Source organism: Clostridium lamae, assembly GCF_033043255.1.
Taxonomy (GTDB): Bacteria; Bacillota; Clostridia; order Clostridiales; family Clostridiaceae; genus Clostridium; species Clostridium lamae.
This window is the reverse complement of record NZ_JASCQJ010000008.1, coordinates 102,204-120,279: the sequence shown is the minus strand read 5'-3', so window position 1 is coordinate 120,279 and position 18,076 is coordinate 102,204. Positions and strand designations below refer to the sequence as shown.

Sequence of the window (18,076 nt, the reverse complement as noted above, 5' to 3'; positions counted from 1 at the left end):
AACTCTTTATTTCTATTAATAAAATTCTTAATACCTTTTATTGCTTTATATAATAGTATTATGATAGCAATTAATACAGCAAAGTTAATGATAGTAGCAAGAATAGCAAAAATATTAATATCTATTTTCATTTCAAATACTCCTCCATAATTAATTTATATAATTTTATTAGCATCAAAATATAATTGTTAATTAATGTATATTTTTATTATACATTAATTGCAGGGTAGTATGGAATATATTAAACTAGGAAATTCAGATTTAAATGTTTCTAGAATTTGTTTAGGGTGTATGGGATTTGGTGATTTAAAACAAGGCATGCATACATGGACTCTTGATGAGGAAATGTCTCTAGATATAATAAGAAAGGCAATTGAAGAATTGATAATAGTAATAGACTGTCCTATTTATGGATGGTCTTTTTTATAATTTCCAATTTAATCGTAGGTTGCAATTTTGGTAAATTGTTGTAAAATTTGTGCAATAATTTGGTATTGTTTATAATAATGTAAGAGAAGATAATTAAGGGGAGGGATGGATATGAGAGAAAGATCAGAAAAGATACTAAAAATTATATTAGATAAAGGAAGCATAAAATCGAAAGAATTAATTGAAATATTCAATATATCAAGAAGAACTCTTTACTATAATATTGAAGATATTAATTATCATATAAAAGACTGCGGCGAATTAAAAAGTATAAATCATGTTTTTTCATTTGTTGGAGACTATGATAAATTGTATAAAAAAATGTACGTTGCTAAAGAGCACTTTATGAATATTGAAAATAGAAAGAATTACATCATATATAAGATTTTCAATGAAGAAAAATTTACTATTGAATCTTTAGTAAATGAGATGAGGCTTTCTAAAAATACAATAGTTCAAACCCTTGATTGTATTAAGGAAGAGCTTCTTAAAGATGGGTTAAACTTAGTTTACAAAAAGGGATATAAAATAATTGGAAGTGAACTAAAGATAAGAGATAAATATATACTTCTAATGGAAGAAAATAGAGAGTTATTAGGAGAGTATAGTGAAGATATATTAAGTTTTGATAAAGAGTGTACTTTAAATCTTACAGATTATTCTTTAACCAATCTATCTAGATTTGTTTCATTCATTAATAAAAGAATAAAAAATAATTTTTCAATTCATTCCTATAAATTTGAAGCTGATGTAAAGAATTTTAATTATTACAGCTTAGTGAAGTCTCTTTTAGTAAAAGGAGCAGAGGAAAGTGAAGTTGCATATTTATGTGCTTACATTAGTACTTTACCAAGCTTAAATAATAATATTTCAGAAGAAAAAATACAAAACTACGTAGATATCCTAATTAAAAGGTTTGAAGTAAATACAGCAATAACAATTGAAAATGAAAACGAATTTAAGAAAAATCTAAAAAGGCATTTATTATCTTCTTACTATAGGATAAGATTTGCTTTCCCAATAAGTAATCCATCTCTAGATGAAATTAAGAGGAAACATGAATCATTATATAAAATCATTAAATCAATATTAGAAGATGAAAAAGATTTCCCTGATTTTATTGGTATAAGGGAAGAGGAAATTGGATTTATTGCTGCATATTTTGGTGGATATTTAAGAAGTACAGAAACTGAGATTAAAGGAAGAAAGAAAGTATTAGTTGTATGTCCAAATGGGTTATTAATATCTAAGAATCTTGAAATCCAATTATACAAGTATATACCTACTATTGATATTATAGGTGTTATGTCAATTAAAGAATTAAATGAATCTAATATACAGTATGATTATATAGTTTCTACAATGGACATACTAGATAAGAAAAATGTCATAGTTGTAAACCCTATGCTTAGTAAGTTAGATATTAAACAACTTATGGACAAGCTAGTAAGTTTTAATCAAAGTAATTTGCAATTTAATATAGAACGAATAATGCAGGCTATAAAGAAGAATGCAAATATAATAAATTATGAAAATCTTAAAAATGATTTAATAAAAATTATTTATCAGATGGACGAAAAGGAGGACTATCAACCAATGCTAAAGGAATTAGTCAATGAGAAAAGAGTTAATAAAGTATTAAAAGTTAAGGATTGGGAAGAAGCAATTAGACTTGCATCAAAGCCATTATTAGAAGATAACTCTATAGATGAGAGATATGTAGATGCAATGATAGAAAGCATAAAAAAGCACGGCCCATATATAGTTTTAGCAGATGGATTTGCATTGCCACATGCTAATTCAAAGGATGGAGTTAATAGACTATCTATGTCATTATTAACTGTTGAAGAAGAGGTGGATCTATTAGGAAAGCCGGTTAATATTTTTATGGTGCTTGCAACAATTGATAATAATAGTCATATTAAGGCTTTAGCCTCATTGTCAGAAATTTTATTTGATAAAGAAAACCTAGATCTTTTTAGGGAAGGTAATAAAGAAAAAATATTAAAAGTTATAAATGATAAAGAATAAAAAATATACAAATAAACAGGAGGGTTAATATGAAAATTTTAGCGGTATGTGGATTTGGCGTGGGATCATCAATGATATTAAAGATGTCAATAGACAAGGTTTTAAAAGAAATGGGCATCGATGCTGAAGTAAATAATACAGATATAAATGATGCAAGAGGAACTGATTGTGATGTTATATTCACTAGTCCAGAGCTTCAACAAGAATTACAAGGAACAGTAAATGTACCTGTTTATCCAGTTAAAAAATATATGGATTTAGCAGAAGTTAAAGATGCTGTCCAAAAATATTTAAATAATAAATAATAAATAGGAGGAAGGTTTTATGGATTTTTTAATTAATAACGTACTACGTAACCCACCATTATTATTAGGCTTAATAGCCGCGATAGGGTTAATACTGCAGAAGAAAAAACTTGCTGATATAGTGAAAGGCTCATTATTAGCCGCTTTTGGTATGGTAATATTAGATCAAGGAACTTCAATGCTTATAAGTTCAATAGCACCAATAAATAATGCTTTCCAAATCATAAGTACTTCAGGAGCAGTTGCTGAGGGATTAAATGATGCAACATTTACAGCAAGCTATGGTGGAACAATTGGTTTAGCTATGTTTATTGGACTAGCTCTTCATATATTAATAGCTAGATTTACTCCAATTAAGACTATATTCTTAACAGGACATATGTTATGGTGGTTCCCATTTATTTTCATAGCAGCAGGTGTTGAAGGTGGATTAACTGGTTGGGCACTTATACTCTTCGGAGCTATTTTATCTGCACTTTATTGGTCAATTATGCCTTGGTTATTAAGAAAGTATGTTTCTGATGTTACAGGAGATACTTCATTTACATTAGGACATCCAAGTGGAATTTTAGCATTATTATCTGGATTTGTTGCTAGTAAATTAGGAAATAAAGAAAAATCATCAGAAGACTTAAAGCTTCCAGCAGGACTTTCATTCTTTAGAGAAATTTCAATAACAGGTGGAATCGTTATCTTTATTATGTTCTTAGTTGTTGGACTTGTTATTCCAGAAGGTTTTGCAGATTTAGAACAAAACTTAGTTATGTATGCAATTACTCAAGGCTTCACTTTTGGTGCTGGTTTAATAGTAATGCTACAAGGTGTTAGAATGTTAATTAATCAAATAGTGCCAGCATTTAAAGGAATTTCTGAAAAGATTGTTCCAAATGCTATCCCAGCTTTTGATTGTCCAATATTATTTAACTATAAACCAAATGCTGTATTAATAGGATTTATTACTGCAATGGTAACATCAACAATTTTAGTACTAATAAGTAATTATTTTAATATGTTCAATGTGTTACTAATTCCTCTAGTTATAACTTCTTTCTTTGAATGTGGTGCAGCTGCAGTTATAGGAGAAGGACAAGGTGGTCTTAGAGGTGCTATTATAGGAACAATAACAGCTGCTATATTAATGGTAGTTTTAGTAGGAATATCAGCAGTAATTTACTCTGGTACAATACAAAATTGGATATTAATATTTGGTGGTAATGACTTATCTTTATTCGGAATTATAGGAAAGTTAATAGCATCAGTATTTGGAGGAATGTAAATTATTGAATTTCTAAAAGATTAATTATATAATTACATGATTATTTAATCTTAGGAGGGAATTTTAAAAGATATGACATTTAAATATTTTGAAAAGATAAAAGAATTAATAGATATAGTAGAAATTGAAGAAAAAGAAAATATGATTAAGGCAACAAAGGTAATTGTAGATGCTGTACTTAATAAAAAATCTATCTTTGCTTTTGGAGCATCACATGCGGGAATATTAAGTGAAGAATTATTCTATAGAGCTGGTGGACTTGTAGTGATAAATCCTATATTTGCTAAGAATTTAATGCTAGATACTTATCCAATAACTTTAACTAGTGAAATGGAAAGATTGGAAGGATATGGAACTGCTATTGCAAAAAAGAGCAATATTTCAAATGGAGATGTTGTAATTGTGCATTCTGTTTCAGGAAGAAATCCAGTAAGTATAGAAGTTGCTATGGAAGCTAGAAAAATTGGAGCTACTGTAATTTGTTTAACTAATTTAAAGTATTCAAAGGAAGTATCATCAAGACATTCATCAGGAAAGAATCTATATCAAGTTAGTGATATAGTTATTGATAACCATGGTGATAAGGGTGATGCATGTGTAGAAATAGACGGATTAGAACAAAAGGTTAGCCCTACTTCTACAGTAATTGCAGCAACAATTATGAATTCAATAGTTGCACAGGCAACACAAGATCTTATTGATAAAGGATTAAAAACTCCTCCAATATTCTATAGTGCTAATATAGATGGTGGAGATGAGCTTAACAAAAAGATCTTTGAAGAATATAAGGATACCATTCATTATAAATATTAATTCAAAAATTCTACATTTTACATTCTAAATTTAGGAGCTGTGGGGACAGCTCCTATTTTATATGCTATAATAATAGAAGAAATTTGATACATATATTATTAAATGTGCATGTAGGAGGAATATAATGTTTGTATTGATTAATGGAGCCTTCGGTAGTGGAAAACGCACTATAGCAGAACTATTGCTGGCTTTCTTTTTTTATTGAGCAGCAAAATAAATATTTTTTACATATAAAAAAGTAATGGAAACTAATAGATAAAAAAGTAATAAAAACTAACAGAGGGAGATTGAGATAATTATTTATGAATATTGTTTTAGAAAATGCAGGTACATTCTTTTTAATTATTTTTCTTGGATACATATTTAAAGCAAAACATATTTTAAAAAAAGAAGATAGTAAAAAAATAGCAAAAATTGTTCTAAATATTACTTTGCCATGTGCTTTACTATCTAGTGTTTCAAAATTGGAAGTTGGACCAACAATGTTTTTGCTAATTTTAGCTGGGATTTGTTTTAATGTGATAATGCTAAGTATAGGTTACATTATGGCTAAAAAAAGAGATAAAGAAACTCAAGCAGCTCATATGCTAAATGTTTCAGGATATAATATCGGAAATTTTGCAATTCCTTTTGCTCAATATTTTTATCCAGGAGCAGGAATAGCATATATAAGTATGTTTGATATTGGAAACGCCTTTATGGGGTTAGGATTGACTTACTCCATCGCATCTAGTGTTGTAAATAGAAAAGAAAAGTTTAGTATAAAGGAAATTATTAAGAAACTAGTATCTTCTGTCGCTTTTGATACTTATATGTTTATATTTTTAATTTCCATCTTGAATATTGAAATTCCTAAGTTTATTCAGGATATTACCTTTAGAATAGGTAGTGCAAATACTTTTCTATCAATGTTTACTGTGGGACTTTTATTAGATTTTAAGATTAATCGAAATGAAATAAAGGATGTAATCAATATAATTATTACACGAAATCTTATGGCAGTGATATTAGCTATAATTGTTTGGTTTTATATGCCTATTCCAGACCTTGCTAAAAGGATGTTGATGATTTGTTTATTTGCACCTACAACTAGTATATCACCTATATTCTCTTTAAAATGTGGATATAAAAAAGATATGCCAGCTATGGTAGGTTCTATAAGTATATTGATATCTATTATAACTATGTCTATATTAATGGCTTATTAATATATTAAATGTATAGTTTAGCAAATGAATTTTTACTGTCTCAGATGATATATATAGTAATATTAATAATGAAGTAAGTAAAAAGTATCCTATAAGATAGAAAAAGAAGAAAGTCTATCTTATAGGGTACTTTTATATGTAATAGAAAAAATAAAATTAAAAAATTTTTAAAGAAACTTTTAAAATAGATTTTCACCTACGTATATAAGATATGAGGAGGTGATGATGATGGCAGCGAATTCGATATTAGTTGGAAATGCTTTAGGATTAAGCTATCAAGTAGGTGTTGATTCTAAAGGAAATGATGTTTTTAAGGGACAAAGCTTTAAAAACATTTCAGCTGACGCAACAGATGAGGATCTAGTTGCATTAGCAGATGGTATAGAAGGAATCTTAGAATATACGGTTTCTACTATAAAAAAGGAACAAACTTATATAGTAACTAGAGGATAATATTTATCCACTGTTTATTAGTAAGTAAATTATTTAGGGGAAGGAGGATGTAATATGATTGAAAGAACTGCAAGTATGAGTTTTAAAGATGTAGCTGGCAAAAAGCATACAGTATCTGTTAGAGATGTTAAAGAAAATGTAGATAACCTATCTGTAGGAGCTCTTATGGATACTATAATAAATAAGAAGCTTATTAAAACTGAAGCTGGTGATTTAGTTGAAAAGCAAGCAGCACAAATAGTAGTTAAGGATACTACTAAAGTTGAGTTTTAGACTTTAATTTTAGATGAGAGTCTAATATATATGACTATAGTACAATAAATACAACCTATAGAGTAGACAGTAAAAGTCTACCCTATAGGTTTTATGATTTTGAGAATAATTTAAAAAAAGTACAACTTTAATATCAATTTTAAAAATATTCAAAAAAATACAAAATTTTTTATGAAAACATTTGCATTTTGAAAATGTTGTGATATTATATAAACATAACTAATATATGCAATAAATATATAAGATGGAAATTAGAAAGTTTAATAATAAAAATTAAAAAGAAAGTTGGAAAGTAAAGTGAAAAAGACTTTAAAAGATAAGGCTTATGATATTATTAAAAAGAAGATTATTAGTTGTAAATATAAACCAAATGAGTTTTTAAGCGAAATTGAGCTAATGAATGAAATTGAAGTGGGTCGTACTCCTATAAGAGAAGCACTTAACAAACTGGAGCAAGAGCATCTCGTTAAAATAATTCCTAAAAAGGGTTCTTTAGTTTCAGGAATTGCTTATAGAGATGTTAAAGAAATTTATGAAATACGTGAGTTAATAGAACCATACCTTATAAGAAAATATGCTCATAAGGTTGATAAAGACAAGCTTTTAAAATTAAAGGATGAATTCGAAAAGCAAAGAAATAGTAAATCATTTGACTCAGAAGAAATGTATGTAAAGGATGATTATTTTCATGAAATTATTTTTGAAAATAGTGAAAATAAATATTTTATTAACTTATTTAATTCAATTAATAATCAAAATCAAAGGATAAGAGTTTTGTCTGGAGAAGTAGATAAGAATAGGATGAAAGAAACATACGATGAACATATTGAAATTATAAATGAAATACTTGAAGATAATATTGACGAAGCAGCTAAGATTATGGAACATCATCTAAAGATGGGTAAAGAAGCTGGCCTAAAATTATTTATAGAAAACTAAAAAAAAATTAAATATTTTTTTAAATCAACTTGCATGCAACACATATACAACAATAAAACATGCAAGTTTTTTTATAGAATCAATCTGTTAAGCAAATATGAAATATAGCTTAATAAATCCTATCTAATATATTCTTAGGAGGGAAACATGGATAAAATGAAACAAATTGTAATTAAGGAACCTAAAAAAGTAACTGTAGAAGAAGTAGAAATACCGAAGAAAAAAGATGGTGAAGCTTTAATAAAAGTTTTATACGGAGGAATTTGTGGATCAGATTTGGGAACATATAAGGGGACATTCCTATATGCAGGTTATCCAAGAATTCCTGGACATGAATTTTCAGCAGAGGTAGTAGAAGTTGATGAAAATGAGTATGGAATAAAACCAGGAATGATTGTTACTGGAAACCCATATTACAATTGCGGTGAATGTTATTCTTGTGAAAGAGGATTTCTCAACTGCTGTGAAAATAATCAAACATTGGGAGCTCAAAGAGATGGAATATTTAGGCAATATTTCTCTATACCAGTTGAGCGTTTATATTATGGAAAAGGCCTAGACGCAAAAGAGTTAGCGATGATAGAGCCTTTTTGTATTGGATATCACTCAGTAAAACGAGGAAGAGTAAAAAAAGGTGACAAGGTTTTGATAGTTGGAGCAGGAACTATAGGATTACTTGCTGCAATGGCTGCAATTGGACAAGGTGCTGAAGTTTATGTAAGTGATATACAAAGAAATAGGCTTCAAAAGGCATTAGAAATTGGGGCTGCTGGAATAATAGTAACCGGTGAAGAAAATTTTAATGAAAGAGTTACTAAAATTACAAAATGTAAAGGTTTTGATGTTTGTATAGAATGTGTAGGGCTTCCTGAAACATTTCAAAATTGTATAGATGCCGCTGCATTTAGAGGAAGAGTTGTTGTTGTAGGTGTAGGTAAACGTAACCATGATTTTGCTTATACAAGAATTCAGACCAAGGAGCTTGATATATATGGGTCAAGAAATGCTTTAAAAGAAGATTTTATAGAATTAATAGACAGAGTCTCTAATAAAGAGTTTGATTTGAAATTACTTTTAACAGGTGTATATGATTTAGAGAATGCTGAATCAGCCTTCGAAGATTTAGTGAACAATCAAGATAAAATGATAAAATCCTTGATAAAACTAAACTAAAGCATAGTTTGATAATCGTTATATTAAGCTATTCAAATAAAAGGATATTATTTAATTAATATAAATAATATAAAAATAAATATAGGGGGTTCAATGATGAAAAGTAAATTAAAGAAGAAGGCAAGTTTATTGCTTGCAGGTGTTTTGGGTGTTTCTGCTGTGTTAACTGGATGTGGGTCAGGTTCTTCTGATGAGGTAATTAAATTAGGTGGAACATTTACATTAACAGGTAACTTAAGTGCAAGTGGTGAGTTTTGTAATCAAGGGTTGGAATTATTTTTAGAGGACATGGAAGGTGTCGAGGTACTTGGTAAAAAAGTAGAAATAATAGTTGAAGATGCTGGTTCTGATCAACAAACTGTTATTAATGCCACTAATAAGATGATTGCGAGAGAAGATATATCTGCAGTATTTGGAGTTGGAAATACAAGTGCTGATGCATTAGCTGTTTCAGATGTTATTAAAGAATCTGAAATTCCTCATTTTGTATTTGGTAGTAGTGCAAAATTGCATGTGGATAACCCCTATATGTTACTTGGTAGAATGAGTGATGACCATTCAGGAAAATTGTTTGCTTATGCTGCTGTTGAAACTTTAGAAATGAAGAAACCAGCTATTCTTAATGTATCTGATGCATTTGGTACAAGTCTTAGGGATGAAGTTATGAAAAATCTTAAAGAAACTTATGGGATAGAACCAGTTTTAGTAGCATCTTATAACGTAGATGAAAAGAATTATGTGCCTCTATTAACACAAATAAAAGATAGTGGAGCTGATGGTTTAATTGCTATAGGTCAAAACTTTGATGCTGCTCTTGTTGCAAAAGCAGCTCAATCAATGGGATTATCAATTCCTAAATTAGGATCTGCATCTTATTGCTCAGTTATTACAGCTGAAGCTGCTGGAGATGCTATTAATGGATGGTATTCAATAGGAGACTGGTCTCCAAATCCAACTAATGAAAAAGGTAAAGAGTTTGTTGAAAGATTTGTAGAAAAATATGGTACAAAACCAGATAAAGCTGCTGTTATTACTTATGATGCATATAGCTTAATGGTGGAAGCTATAAAGATTGCAGGAGCATCTGATAAAGCTTCAGTTTTAGAAGGATTAAAACAAGTTAAAGATTTTGAAGGTGTAATGGGAACTTATTCTTGGCATGATGACCAAAGTTTAATAAACTCACAACCTCTAGTAATAATGGAAGCTGGAGAAGCACAAGTAGTTGAGCAAGTATATCGTTAATAGAAATTGAGATTTAGATAGGAGCTGCCTAGGCAGCTCCATTAATAAAATAGAGGGAGATGAGAAGTTATGTTAAATACAGTTGTTCAATTACTAGTTAATGGAATAGCTATGGGTATGATTTATGCACTTATGTCTATGGGATTAATATTATTAGTAAGAGCTGTAGGTGTTTTAAATTTTGCTCAAGGTGATTTGCTTATGCTAGGAGCTTTTGCTATATTTCAACTTACTATGCAAATGGAAGTACCATTATGGGCTGCATTTATTATAGCACTAATATTTTTCTTAATTGCTGGAGCAGTATTTATGTTTACTTGTTATTGGCCGGTGAGAAGTTCAAAATGGACAGTAGCAGTTACGGTATGTACTATAGGAGCATCTATGGTTATTAAAGAAGCAGCTAAATTAATATGGGGAGGTTCTCCATTACCAGTAGATCCCCTTGCCATAGGAGTATTTGAAATAGGTCCTATATCAATTGAAAAGCAATATCTTATCATAATTTTAGTAGCAGCCTTTATGATTGCTTTAGTATTTACTATATTTGAGAAACTCTATTCAGGAAAGCTATTACAAGCAGCAGCTCAAGACCCTTATGCTGCACAATTATTAGGTATTCCTCCAGTTATCACAACTATGGTTACATATATGATAGTTATGGTAATAGTAGGTTTCGGTGGTGCATTAGTAGCGCCAATATTCTTAGCCTCTGTAAATCTAGCATCATTACAGCTAAGAGCTTTCGCAGGTGCTATTATTGGTGGATTCGGAAATTTAAAAGGGGCTATTTTAGGAAGTTTATTTATTGGAATTATAGAAGCGTTTAGTATAGTTATTACTTCAACTTATAAAGATGCGATAGTTTTCTTGATAATGTTAATTTTCTTAGTGGTAAGACCTCAAGGAATATTTGGTGAAAAAGTAGCAGACAAGGCTTAGGAGGTGAATAGGGTGAAAAATTTATTAAAATCAAAGAATTTATTAATAATATTAGGAGCATTAATCTTTGCTATTATTACTCCGTTGATAACTAATAATTATAGTATGGGTGTAATGAACTTAGTTATTATTTATTTTATAGCAGCTTTAGGATTAACTATATTAATTGGAATGGCAGGACAAGTTTCCTTTGCAGTAGTAGCTTTTCTAGGTTTTGGTTCATACAGCTACGCTATACTTACTATAAACTTTTCTCTACCTCCAGTTCTAGCAATTGTTTTAGCAACTGCCTTAACAAGTATATTTGGATATATTTTAGGTATGATACTCTTTAGATTAAAAGGAACTTATTTTACCTTTGCAACTATAGGTTTTGTACAGATAATGGCTAATATTTACTTGAATTGGGAACCTGTTACTGGTGGACCAAATGGAATAACAGGGATACCAAATTTAACTATAGCAGGAATTGGACCTAAAACTCCTATTCAATGGTTTTACTTATTAATGGTAATTGGAGTTATTGTCTTATTCTTAGTTGAAAATATAAGAAAAACATCACTAGGTAGAGCTTTGGCAGCTGTAAGAGATAATGAAATTGCAGCTAAGTCTTTAGGTGTAGATGTGTTTAAAACTAAAGTTATAGCTTTCGCAATTGCAGCAGCTCTTGCTGGACTAGCTGGAGCACTTCTAGCACCACATAATAAGGCTATAAGTGCTTATCTATATACTTATGATTTAACTATTAACTATATAATTATGGTAATGCTGGGAGGAGTAAATAGTACAGTAGGAACTTTTGTAGGATCTTTCTTAGTTACAATGTTGCCAGAAACACTTAGAGTGTTAAACGAATACATGAGATTAATATATGGAGTTACTATTATTTTATTAATGATATTTATGCCTATGGGATTAGCTGGAGGTTTAAAGTCATTAAAAATTATGCTAAGTAAGAGGCAAATTAAAAAAACATTAGAACCAGAAATAGTAAAATTAGAGCCTGAAATAGCAAAATCAGAGCCTGAAATAATAAAATTAGAAAATGAAATATCAACATTGCAGAAGGAGGCTGATTAATTTGGCAACAAAACTTGAATTAAAATCAGTATGTAAAAGATTTGGTGGTGTTGTAGCCGCAAATAATGTTTCCTTCAAAGTTAATGAAGGAGAGATTTTAGGACTTATTGGTCCAAATGGTGCTGGAAAAAGTACTATTTTAAATTTAATTAGTGGTATTTATGATGTTGATGATGGACAAATAATATTTGATGGAAAAGATATAACAAAAGAAAAGGCACATAATATAGCAAGAATAGGGCTTGGAAGGACATTCCAAACTCCTCGTTTTTTAGAAAGATCAAATATTAGAGAAAATCTGATGTTAGGTCAAGATTTAAGGTATCAAACAGGATATTTAAAATCTTACTTCCATGCAAAAGAAAAAAGTCTAAATGATGAATTAGATGAATTACTAAAAATTGCAGGCCTTAAAATAAACTTAGATGATGATATTTCATCACTTTCTTATGGACAGATGAAAATATTAGAGATAGTTCGTTCTATGCTTGCAAATCCTAAGGTTATGTTAGTAGATGAGCCAGCAGCAGGATTAAATAATAAGGAAATAGAATATGCAAATGCTCTTCTTAATTTAGCAGCAAAGGAAAAAGGAATAGGTGTTGTTCTTATTGAACACCAAATGGATATGGTAATTAATATTTGTCACAATATTGTTGTATTAAATTTTGGAGAAATTATTGCTAGAGGAAATCCGGAAGAAGCATTAAGTAATCCTAAAGTTGTAGAGGCTTATCTTGGAAAGGAATTAAATTTAAGTAACTAATAAAGGGGAGGTGTAGCTATGCTTCAAATAAAAGATTTGCATGCATACTATGGTCAAATTGAGGCTTTAAAGGGAATTGATATAGAAGTAAAAGATAGAGGAATAAGCTGCTTGATTGGTAGTAATGGAGCTGGGAAAACCAGCACATTAAAATCAATTTCAGGTATGATTTCAAGAAAAGGAAGTATTCTCTGGAACGGTGAAGAGTTAATTAATAAGAGTCCAATATATATTGCAAAGTCTGGAATTATGCATGTTCCTGAAGGAAGACATGTTTTTACTGGACTAACAGTGGAAGAAAATCTGGAAACTGGAAGTGCAAATTGGGTAGGGTTTAGAGGTGGAAAGGATTATAGTGAAGACCTTAATGAAGTCTATGAAATCTTTCCAAGACTAAAAGAGAGAAGAAAACAAATGGCATGGAGTTTATCAGGTGGTGAACAACAGATGTTAGCGATTGGACGTGCAATGATGGGAAGACCTAAGATACTTTTATTAGATGAACCATCTATGGGACTTGCCCCTGTAATTGTTGCTGAACTTTTTGAAAAGATAGTAGAAATTAATAAAAATGGATTACCAATACTTTTAATTGAACAAAATGCAAAGCTAGCTATGGATATATCTGATGAAGCGTACATTATTGATCAGGGAAAAATCAGTTTCCATGGTCCTGCTAAGGAGATGAGAAATGATCCACGTGTTCAAGAAGCTTATTTAGGGAAGTTTGCAAAATCAACTAAGTAATAAATAAAGTTCAGAGGGGTGAGAGATTTAAATGAGATTGAGTAGTGAATCATATAAGGATTATAAACAATATAAAGAAAGAATTATTCAATTTGGCGAAGGTAATTTTTTAAGAGCCTTTGTAGATTGGATAGTAGATAAAATGAATGATGAAATAGACTTTAATACTGGAGTTGTAGTAGTCCAACCTTTAAAAGAAGGAATGGTAAAAGAGTTAAATGAACAAGATGGCTTATATTCATTATATATACAAGGAATAGAAAATGGAGAAGAAAAAAGGGAAGTAAAAATAATAAACTCTATTACAAGAGGAATTAATCCTTATATTGAATATGAAGAATACTTAAAGTTAGCTAAGAATCCTTATATGAGGTTTATAGTTTCTAATACAACAGAAGCAGGTATCTCATACAACAAAGATGATAAATATGCAGATGATTGCCCTACTAGTTTTCCGGCAAAGGTAGCTGTGCTTTTATACGAAAGATATAAAGAATTTAATGGTGATATAGAAAAAGGATTTATATTTTTACCTTGTGAACTTATTGAAGCTAATGGAGAAAAGTTAAAAGAAGTTGTAATAACTTATGCAGAAGAATGGAATCTTGGTCATGATTTTGTAAAGTGGATAGATGAAGCTAATATTTTCTGTAATACGTTAGTTGATAGAATAGTTCCTGGATATCCTAAAGATAAAATAGAGGAAATTACAAAAGAATTAGGCTATACAGATAAGTTAGTTGATGAAGGAGAAATTTTTCATCTATGGGTAATTGAAGGTCCTAAGTCAATTAGAGAAGAATTCCCTGCTGACAATTTAGGATTAAATGTACTCTTTGTAGATGATTTAAAACCTTATAGAAGTAGGAAAGTACGAATATTAAATGGGGCACATACTTCAATGGTAGCTCCAGCCTTACTTTATGGAATAGGAACAGTAAAAGAAGCGGTAGATCATGATATAGTTGGTTCTTTTATAAATAGATGTGTATTTGATGAGATTGTACCAACTCTTGATTTACCAGAAAAAGAATTAATAGATTTTGCTAATGATGTAATGGAGAGATTTAAAAATCCATTTATTAAACATTATTTAATGTCAATTTCATTAAATTCAATGAGTAAATTTGAAACTAGAGTATTACCTTCAATTTTGGAGTATAAAAATAGATTTGGAACATTACCTAAGAATTTAGTATTTTCACTAGCTGCTTTGATTTACTTATATAGAGGAGAAATTAAAGGGAGAAAAATTGAGCTTAAAGAAGAGCCGAGTGTTCTAGAAGCTTATAGTAGAATTTGGAGTGCATGGGATGGTAGCGATAGCGGATTAAATAGTATTGTTACAGAAGTTCTATCTATGGAAAGTATATGGAAGCAAAATTTAAATGAGATAGATGGACTTAATAATTTAGTGAGTAAATATCTTAATAATATTTCTAGAAATGAAATTGAAAATGCAATTCAGGAGGTGGATAAATGAAAGATTTCATAAGAATTAATGATAATGACAACGTAGTTGTAGCATTAAGAAACTTAAAGTCTGGCACAAAAATCCTTATAGACGAAAGTGAAATTATTCTTTCAGAAGATATCACAGCTGGTCATAAAATTTCTATATATGATATTAAAGAAGATGAAAATATAATAAAATATGGCTTTCCAATTGGGCATGCAACTGAAAATATTCCTAGAGGAAGCTGGGTTCATACACATAATGTAAAGACTAATCTTTCTGATAAAATAGATTATTCTTATACACCTAAAGAGACAAAAATATCACATTTAAAAGGCCCAAAAACTTTTAGAGGATATAGAAGAAAAAATGGAGAAGTCGGTATTCGTAATGAATTATGGATAGTTCCAACTGTAGGATGTGTAAATGGTATAGCTGATATTATTATTAGAGAGTTTAAAGATAATGTTGATGTAGTTAATGTTGATGCAATTGAAGTTTTTAAGCATAACTATGGTTGTTCACAGTTAGGTGATGATTTAGATAATACTAGAAAGATTTTAGCTGATATAGTAAAGCATCCTAATGCAGGAGGAGTACTTGTACTTGGATTAGGTTGTGAGAATAACACTATGAATTCTTTTAAATCAGCAGTAGGAAAAGTTGATGAAGATAGAGTAAAATTCTTGATTTGTCAAAATGTTGAGGATGAAGTTGAGCAGGGAGTAAGTTTGTTAAATGAAATATATAATTCTATGAAAAATGATGAGAGAGAAGAAGTATCAATTTCTGAATTGAAGATAGGACTAAAATGTGGAGGATCTGACGGATTTTCTGGAATTACAGCAAATCCTTTATTGGGAAAGCTTTCTGACTATATCATATCAGAAGGGGGAACAACTGTATTGACAGAAGTTCCAGAAATGTTTGGAGCAGAAACAATATTAATGAATAGAGCAGTTAATAAAGAAACCTTTGAAGATATAGTAGATTTAATAAATAATTTCAAGGATTATTTTATGCAATATAATCAACCAATTTATGAAAATCCTTCTCCTGGAAATAAAGAGGGAGGAATTACAACTTTAGAAGATAAATCATTAGGTTGTACACAAAAGGGTGGACGTAGCAAAGTAACTGGAGTAATAAAATACGGAGATAGACTTCAGAAAAATGGACTTAATTTATTACAAGGTCCTGGAAATGATTTAATTTCGACAACAGCACTAGGAGCAGCTGGATGTCAATTAGTATTATTTACAACAGGAAGAGGAACTCCATTTGGAAGCTTCATCCCAACTGTAAAAGTAGCCTCAAATAGTAATATATTTAATAAAAAAGCTAAGTGGATTGATTTTAATGCTGGAAAAATATTAGAAGAAAAATCTATAGATGAAGTTGCTGAAGAATTTATTGAATATGTTATTAATGTAGCTAATGGTGAGAAAACTAATAACGAAAAAAATAAGATTCATGAAATATCTATTTTTAAGAGTGGGGTTACTGAATAGAGAATATAATTATAGCCTTTAGTAGGAGATATCAAATACTCCTAATATTTATATAGTATCCTTTAGATAATGACATAACTCAATTTCCCTTTTAATATATGAGCCCTTAGCGGAATTAGTATTAGTTCTACTAAGGGCGATTTATTTATATATGAAAATTTCGTTTGAAATTAGTTTGAATTAATTAACATTTTTGAAATGCAAAGAGCAGCTCCACCTATAGCTCCATTAATATTATTGTAAGGCTTAAATATAATATCTTGTTTTTTTCCTGTTGATATAAAACTAATATTTTGATTTATTGATTCCATTAATAAATCTACTAAAAGGGGTTCAGTAAATAATTCCCCATGAATTATGATCTTACTTGCATCAATTGTAACAGACAAATTATTTATTGTAATTGAAAGGTATTTGATTGCAGAATGAAGTAGATTTATTATTGCTTCATCTCCTAATCTGTAAGCCTTTAAAATAGTATCTATAGTTATTTTATTCTTTTCTGTAACTAGCTGATTTAGATATGTAATTTCTGAACTCTCAAAAAGTATTTCGCATTTTTTTATAATCCATTTCTCACTTGCATAGGTTTGAAGACAACCTCTCCTACCACAACCACATGGACATAGTTCTCCATCTGGATGAATAATTATATGCCCAATTTCACCAACAACAGGATTATCATTGGAATAGAGCTCGCCGTTATACATATATGAAGAAAACATTCCTCTACTTACATGAAGAAATATAAAATTATCGTTTGCATTACTAAATGAAAATAATCTTTCGGATAATGCCATTGATTTAACATTATTTTCGAAGGTAATTGGTAAATCAACATTATCTAATAAAAGTTTAATATTGAAATTCATCCAAAAAGGATAATTACTAATAATTGATTTATTTTTATAATCAAAATGCCCAGGAAGTGCAACTCCAATTCCTTTTGGAGTATAGCTAGCGCAAGATTTTATAAACTCTTTTAGTTCGTGGATATAATATTCTTCAGACAAAGTATCATCTAAATAATTAGAGTTTAGCTCAATAACTTTATCTTTAAAGATATTACCTACATTATCTGTTAAACAAAAGGATAAATATTTTGTAGATAATTCAGTACCTATATAAAAGCTATGATTAGGGGATATACCTAATAATACTTTCTTTCTTCCAGATTTAATTTCTTCAGGAAGTACTTCTCCAATCTCATGAATAAGATTTTCACTAATCATAATACCAGTAATTTCGCTAACTGTAGCAGGAGTTATACCAGTTTCTCTTGAAATATCAATTCTAGAAATTGGGCCCTTCGAGTATATCTTATCTAGGATTTTAAATCTTAATTCTTGTTGTTTTCTTGTAAGCTTCATAATCTCACTCCTTTTTAACAATATCATTATACATTATTAATTATAATTTATAAACAAAT

17 protein-coding genes and 1 pseudogene are annotated in these 18,076 nt (G+C 29.5%); 17 read left to right on the top strand and 1 reads right to left on the bottom strand.

Annotation, left to right across the window (positions count from 1 at the left end; all coding sequences use genetic code 11):
- Positions 1–231: 231 nt before the first annotated feature.
- The 17 genes and pseudogenes from QK892_RS06470 to QK892_RS06390 all read left to right on the top strand — a co-directional run.
- Positions 232–399, top strand: a pseudogene (locus QK892_RS06470) (aldo/keto reductase); the annotation flags it as partial.
- Positions 400–540: 141 nt separating this feature from the next.
- Entirely contained in the window at positions 541–2,460 is a 1,920-nt protein-coding gene (locus tag QK892_RS06465) for a BglG family transcription antiterminator (protein ID WP_317272719.1), read from the top strand.
- A 29-nt stretch (positions 2,461–2,489) separates the two neighbouring features.
- The gene (locus QK892_RS06460; RefSeq protein ID WP_317272718.1) at positions 2,490–2,765 is read left to right on the top strand and encodes a PTS sugar transporter subunit IIB; all 276 of its coding nucleotides are present in this window, start codon (positions 2,490–2,492) and stop codon (positions 2,763–2,765) included.
- Positions 2,766–2,784: 19 nt separating this feature from the next.
- Positions 2,785–4,041 (top strand): PTS ascorbate transporter subunit IIC, encoded by a 1,257-nt coding sequence (locus QK892_RS06455; protein WP_317272717.1) that lies wholly within the window; start codon positions 2,785–2,787, stop codon positions 4,039–4,041.
- Between the two features lie 72 nt (positions 4,042–4,113).
- The gene (locus QK892_RS06450) at positions 4,114–4,854 is read left to right on the top strand and encodes an SIS domain-containing protein (RefSeq protein WP_317272716.1); all 741 of its coding nucleotides are present in this window, start codon (positions 4,114–4,116) and stop codon (positions 4,852–4,854) included.
- A 302-nt stretch (positions 4,855–5,156) separates the two neighbouring features.
- Positions 5,157–6,062, top strand: coding sequence for an AEC family transporter (locus QK892_RS06445; RefSeq protein WP_317272715.1), 906 nt, complete (start codon positions 5,157–5,159; stop codon positions 6,060–6,062).
- Positions 6,063–6,290: 228 nt separating this feature from the next.
- Positions 6,291–6,515, top strand: coding sequence for a DUF1659 domain-containing protein (locus QK892_RS06440; RefSeq protein ID WP_317272714.1), 225 nt, complete (start codon positions 6,291–6,293; stop codon positions 6,513–6,515).
- 54 nt (positions 6,516–6,569) lie between these two features.
- Positions 6,570–6,788, top strand: a complete 219-nt coding sequence (locus QK892_RS06435; protein WP_317272713.1) for a DUF2922 domain-containing protein — start codon at positions 6,570–6,572, stop codon at positions 6,786–6,788.
- Positions 6,789–7,085: 297 nt separating this feature from the next.
- Positions 7,086–7,727 carry a GntR family transcriptional regulator gene (locus tag QK892_RS06430; protein ID WP_317272712.1) on the top strand — a complete coding sequence of 214 codons (642 nt, stop codon included), beginning with the start codon at positions 7,086–7,088 and terminating at the stop codon, positions 7,725–7,727.
- Between the two features lie 147 nt (positions 7,728–7,874).
- Positions 7,875–8,900, top strand: a complete 1,026-nt coding sequence (locus tag QK892_RS06425) for a zinc-binding alcohol dehydrogenase family protein (protein ID WP_394855007.1) — start codon at positions 7,875–7,877, stop codon at positions 8,898–8,900.
- Positions 8,901–8,993: 93 nt separating this feature from the next.
- Positions 8,994–10,145 (top strand): ABC transporter substrate-binding protein, encoded by a 1,152-nt coding sequence (locus QK892_RS06420; protein WP_317272711.1) that lies wholly within the window; start codon positions 8,994–8,996, stop codon positions 10,143–10,145.
- 69 nt (positions 10,146–10,214) lie between these two features.
- Complete coding sequence (locus QK892_RS06415) at positions 10,215–11,087, top strand: branched-chain amino acid ABC transporter permease (RefSeq protein WP_317272710.1); 873 nt, start codon at positions 10,215–10,217, stop codon at positions 11,085–11,087.
- Between the two features lie 12 nt (positions 11,088–11,099).
- Positions 11,100–12,167 (top strand): branched-chain amino acid ABC transporter permease, encoded by a 1,068-nt coding sequence (locus QK892_RS06410; protein WP_317272709.1) that lies wholly within the window; start codon positions 11,100–11,102, stop codon positions 12,165–12,167.
- Between the two features lies 1 nt (position 12,168).
- Positions 12,169–12,933 carry an ABC transporter ATP-binding protein gene (locus QK892_RS06405; protein WP_317272708.1) on the top strand — a complete coding sequence of 255 codons (765 nt, stop codon included), beginning with the start codon at positions 12,169–12,171 and terminating at the stop codon, positions 12,931–12,933.
- An 18-nt stretch (positions 12,934–12,951) separates the two neighbouring features.
- Positions 12,952–13,680, top strand: a complete 729-nt coding sequence (locus QK892_RS06400) for an ABC transporter ATP-binding protein (protein ID WP_317272707.1) — start codon at positions 12,952–12,954, stop codon at positions 13,678–13,680.
- 31 nt (positions 13,681–13,711) lie between these two features.
- A complete protein-coding gene (locus QK892_RS06395) occupies positions 13,712–15,163 on the top strand; it encodes a tagaturonate reductase (RefSeq protein ID WP_317272706.1) in 1,452 nt (483 codons plus the stop codon).
- The gene (locus QK892_RS06390; protein WP_317272705.1) at positions 15,160–16,647 is read left to right on the top strand and encodes a UxaA family hydrolase; all 1,488 of its coding nucleotides are present in this window, start codon (positions 15,160–15,162) and stop codon (positions 16,645–16,647) included. Before QK892_RS06395 ends, QK892_RS06390 begins: the two co-directional genes overlap by 4 nt.
- 170 nt (positions 16,648–16,817) lie before the next feature.
- On the opposite strand, the gene QK892_RS06385 is transcribed toward QK892_RS06390, so the two are convergent.
- Complete coding sequence (locus QK892_RS06385; RefSeq protein WP_317272704.1) at positions 16,818–18,017, bottom strand: ROK family transcriptional regulator; 1,200 nt, start codon at positions 18,015–18,017, stop codon at positions 16,818–16,820.
- Positions 18,018–18,076: the final 59 nt, after the last annotated feature.

Coding starts and splice junctions, on each gene's coding strand:
- QK892_RS06465 (WP_317272719.1), top strand. CDS start 541: ATGAGAGAAAGATCAGAAAAGATACTAAAAATTATATTAGATAAAGGA.
- QK892_RS06460 (WP_317272718.1), top strand. CDS start 2,490: ATGAAAATTTTAGCGGTATGTGGATTTGGCGTGGGATCATCAATGATA.
- QK892_RS06455 (WP_317272717.1), top strand. CDS start 2,785: ATGGATTTTTTAATTAATAACGTACTACGTAACCCACCATTATTATTA.
- QK892_RS06450 (WP_317272716.1), top strand. CDS start 4,114: ATGACATTTAAATATTTTGAAAAGATAAAAGAATTAATAGATATAGTA.
- QK892_RS06445 (WP_317272715.1), top strand. CDS start 5,157: ATGAATATTGTTTTAGAAAATGCAGGTACATTCTTTTTAATTATTTTT.
- QK892_RS06440 (WP_317272714.1), top strand. CDS start 6,291: ATGGCAGCGAATTCGATATTAGTTGGAAATGCTTTAGGATTAAGCTAT.
- QK892_RS06435 (WP_317272713.1), top strand. CDS start 6,570: ATGATTGAAAGAACTGCAAGTATGAGTTTTAAAGATGTAGCTGGCAAA.
- QK892_RS06425 (WP_394855007.1), top strand. CDS start 7,875: ATGGATAAAATGAAACAAATTGTAATTAAGGAACCTAAAAAAGTAACT.
- QK892_RS06420 (WP_317272711.1), top strand. CDS start 8,994: ATGATGAAAAGTAAATTAAAGAAGAAGGCAAGTTTATTGCTTGCAGGT.
- QK892_RS06415 (WP_317272710.1), top strand. CDS start 10,215: ATGTTAAATACAGTTGTTCAATTACTAGTTAATGGAATAGCTATGGGT.
- QK892_RS06400 (WP_317272707.1), top strand. CDS start 12,952: ATGCTTCAAATAAAAGATTTGCATGCATACTATGGTCAAATTGAGGCT.
- QK892_RS06395 (WP_317272706.1), top strand. CDS start 13,712: ATGAGATTGAGTAGTGAATCATATAAGGATTATAAACAATATAAAGAA.
- QK892_RS06390 (WP_317272705.1), top strand. CDS start 15,160: ATGAAAGATTTCATAAGAATTAATGATAATGACAACGTAGTTGTAGCA.
- QK892_RS06385 (WP_317272704.1), bottom strand. CDS start 18,017: ATGAAGCTTACAAGAAAACAACAAGAATTAAGATTTAAAATCCTAGAT.